1 protein-coding gene is annotated in these 477 nt (G+C 46.8%); it reads left to right on the plus strand.

Going from position 1 to position 477, the window contains the following annotated elements:
* The coding region (locus OQJ86_RS26415) for an EF-Tu/IF-2/RF-3 family GTPase (protein WP_039978181.1) at nt 1–477 on the plus strand (477 nt) is incomplete at both ends.

The following is a 477-nucleotide window of genomic DNA, read 5'->3' on the forward strand; positions in this document are numbered from 1 at the left end:
CCTGAGCCAGAGCGTGCAGTAGATATGCCATTCCTAATGCCTATCGAAGACGTATTCTCAATCCAAGGTCGTGGTACAGTAGTAACTGGCCGTATCGAACGTGGTATCCTAAACGTAGGTGACGAAGTTGCTATCGTAGGTATCAAAGACACTACTACTACTACATGTACTGGTGTTGAAATGTTCCGTAAGCTTCTAGACGAAGGTCGTGCTGGTGAGAACGTTGGTGCACTTCTACGTGGTACTAAGCGTGACGAAGTTGAACGTGGTCAAGTACTAGCTAAGCCTGGTTCAATCACTCCACACACTAAGTTCGAGTCAGAAGTATACGTACTTTCTAAAGACGAAGGCGGCCGTCATACTCCGTTCTTCAAAGGCTACCGTCCACAGTTCTACTTCCGTACAACTGACGTAACTGGTGATATCTCTCTACCAGAAGGCGTAGAAATGGTAATGCCTGGCGACAACATCCAAATG

The organism is Vibrio sp. Sgm 5 (assembly GCF_026241575.1).
Lineage (GTDB): Bacteria > Pseudomonadota > Gammaproteobacteria > Enterobacterales > Vibrionaceae > Vibrio > Vibrio jasicida.